The 1,844-nt window shown below is 73.6% G+C and carries 2 protein-coding genes and 2 pseudogenes; 1 reads left to right on the top strand and 3 read right to left on the bottom strand.

Annotated elements, in window-relative coordinates:
• A pseudogene (locus tag SSQG_RS43150) lies at positions 1-407 on the bottom strand (protein phosphatase 2C domain-containing protein); the annotation flags it as partial.
• Between the two features lie 211 nt (positions 408-618).
• Between SSQG_RS43150 and SSQG_RS31105 the strand changes: the two are divergent.
• Positions 619-1,101 (top strand): DUF456 domain-containing protein, encoded by a 483-nt coding sequence (locus SSQG_RS31105; protein WP_003993920.1) that lies wholly within the window; start codon positions 619-621, stop codon positions 1,099-1,101.
• A gap of 43 nt (positions 1,102-1,144) precedes the next feature.
• Here the strand turns inward: SSQG_RS31105 and SSQG_RS31100 are convergent, their stop codons facing one another.
• Together SSQG_RS31100 and SSQG_RS39890 are read right to left on the bottom strand one after the other, a co-directional pair.
• Entirely contained in the window at positions 1,145-1,645 is a 501-nt protein-coding gene (locus SSQG_RS31100; protein ID WP_003993919.1) for a methylated-DNA--[protein]-cysteine S-methyltransferase, read from the bottom strand.
• Positions 1,645-1,844: pseudogene (locus SSQG_RS39890) on the bottom strand (DNA-3-methyladenine glycosylase 2 family protein); the annotation flags it as partial. The pseudogene SSQG_RS39890 and the gene SSQG_RS31100, both read right to left, overlap by 1 nt.

Here is a 1,844-nt window from a genome sequence, read left to right as displayed (position 1 = left end):
TCCTGCTCGGGGGGCGGCCCGGGCTGCCCTGGGAAGGTCACCGGCCCCGGGGGCCGCGCGGGCGGTGGCTCCCAGGGTGCGCGGTGCGCGGAGCCGTCGGTGGGGCGGGGCCCGTCCGGCGCACCGGCGGACCCGGTGCGGGGCGCGGGCACCACCGGCTCGGCTCCGGCGGAGCCGGACCGCCCGCCCCGCTTCCACGGGCGGAAGGCGCGTCGTTCGTCCCGCCTCTCCTCGTCCGCCCCCGGGTCCGGGTCCGCTTCGTCCCCCACCGCTCCCGCCGCCGAAGCGAAGCGGTCGTCCAGGGAGTCGGGTGCGGGTGCGGGCCCCGTGTCGTCGGTGGAGTCGTCGTACAACTGCCTCCACCAGTCGTCCTCGTGACCGGTGGGCTTTCCCCCCTGCTGACTCATGACCCTGATTGTCCACCGCACGAGCCGGATGAAAACGGGGCTTGCGGAAAAACCGGCCCGTCACGGCGACGGGAACGGCGCCGACGAGTGAGCCGTAGAACGATCATGCGATATCGGGGCGCCCCGGGGGCCGCGACCGGCTGACCTGCGGGTCCTGACGCTGCCATGGTCCTGACCTGCGCCTTCTTCCCGAGTCCGGCAGTCTGGTCAGATGGGAGTGTGGGACCTCCTGCTGGTCGGGCTGGTCATCCTGCTCGGTCTGTGCGGAGTGCTGCTGCCCGCGGTGCCCGGGTCGCTGCTGGTGTGGGCCGCGGTCATGTGGTGGGCGCTGAAGGACCCGCAGCCCGTCTCCTGGTGGGTCCTGGTGGGAGCCACGGTCCTGTTGTTCGTCTCCCAGGGCGTCCGCTGGGCCCTGCCGCCCCGGCGGCTGCGGGCGAGCGGCACCAACCGCCGCATGCTGGCCTACGCAGGAGCCGGATCCACCCTCGGCTTCGTCCTGCTCCCCGTCCTCGGCGCGATCCCCGGCTTCCTGGCCGGTATCTACCTCTTCGAACGCCTCCGTCTCGGCCGCCGCCGCGACGCGGTCGCCGCCCTGCGCACGATCATGCGCTCGGGCGGCTCCAGCATTCTGACGGAACTGTTCACCTGCCAGCTGATAGCTGCGGCCTGGCTGGGCGCGGTCATCTGGGGATGAGCCCCCTCCTCACGGCCCCTTCCTCATGGCCCCTCCCCCACGCCTACGGCACGCGCTCGCCGAGTACCCCCTCGTGCGTCAGCAGCCGTACCTTCCGGTCCAGTCCGCCCGCGTACCCCGTCAGCGTGCCGTCCGCCCCGATCACCCGATGGCACGGCCGGACGACCAGCAGCGGATTGGCCCCGATCGCCCCTCCGACGGCCCGTACGGCCGCCCTGGGTGCTCCGATCCGCGCCGCGATCTCCCCGTAGGTCACGGTCGATCCGTAGGGGATGACGTCCAGCGCGGCCCAGACCTTCTCCCGGAACGCGGTGCCCTCGGTACGCCACGCCAGCCTGAACTCCTTCAGTTCCCCGGCGAAATAGGCGGCGAGCTGCTCCCCCGCCTCGCGGAAGGGCCCCTCGTCGCGCCGCCAGCCGTCCCCCACCACGCGTCCGCCCTTCTGCCCGGGCACGGACAGCGAGGTCAGTTCGCCGTCCGGGCCGGCGGTGAGGAGGAGCGGCCCGAGGGGTGAGGCCACGTTCGTCCAGTACGTCGGGGTCATCAGAACTCCCACTCCCCTGCTGCGCGCAGGTGGTTCAGGGCGTACGAGCGCCAGGGGCGCCAGCTGTCGGGGATGTCGGCCCCGGGCGGGGCCACGTCGGGGTCGCCGAGGGCGCGGGTGCGGATCTCGGGCGATGGTGCGGGCGTCCAGGCCGGGCACGGCACGCAGGGCGTCCTGTGCGTCGTCCCGGTCGGCGCCC

It is taken from the genome of Streptomyces viridochromogenes DSM 40736 (genome assembly GCF_000158955.1).
GTDB lineage: Bacteria > Actinomycetota > Actinomycetes > Streptomycetales > Streptomycetaceae > Streptomyces > Streptomyces venetus.
Note: the sequence above shows the minus strand (reverse complement) of the source record. Positions and strands in the feature narration are given on the sequence as shown.

Coding starts and splice junctions, on each gene's coding strand:
- SSQG_RS31105 (WP_003993920.1), top strand. CDS start 619: ATGGGAGTGTGGGACCTCCTGCTGGTCGGGCTGGTCATCCTGCTCGGT.
- SSQG_RS31100 (WP_003993919.1), bottom strand. CDS start 1,645: ATGACCCCGACGTACTGGACGAACGTGGCCTCACCCCTCGGGCCGCTC.